This window comes from Mesorhizobium sp. M2E.F.Ca.ET.209.01.1.1 (genome assembly GCF_004010375.2).
Classification (GTDB): domain Bacteria; phylum Pseudomonadota; class Alphaproteobacteria; order Rhizobiales; family Rhizobiaceae; genus Mesorhizobium.
Genome location: NZ_SADP02000622.1, coordinates 1 through 340, shown reverse-complemented (window position 1 = coordinate 340; position 340 = coordinate 1). Strand labels below are relative to the sequence as shown.

At 62.6% G+C, this 340-nt stretch carries 1 protein-coding gene; it reads left to right on the top strand.

Features of this window, described 5'->3' with window-relative positions; translation table 11 throughout:
• On the top strand, nucleotides 1–340 hold a 340-nt coding region (locus EN852_RS37175), incomplete at both ends, for a chorismate synthase (protein ID WP_135879788.1).

The following is a 340-nucleotide window of genomic DNA, read 5'->3' as shown; positions in this document are numbered from 1 at the left end:
GAGATCGGCAACGGTTTTGAGGCGGCTCGCATCACCGGCGAACAGAACGCCGACGAGATGCGCATGGGCAATGACGGCAAGCCGGTATTCCTGTCCAACAATGCCGGCGGCATCTTGGGCGGCATCTCGACCGGACAGGCGATTGTCGCCCGCTTCGCCGTCAAGCCGACGTCGTCGATCCTGACGCCGCGCAAATCCATCGACAAGGATGGCAAGGATGTCGAGGTGATGACCAAGGGCCGCCACGATCCGTGCGTCGGCATTCGCGCCGTGCCGATCGGCGAAGCCATGGTTGCCTGCGCCATCGCCGATCATTATCTGCGGCATAGAGGACAGACAG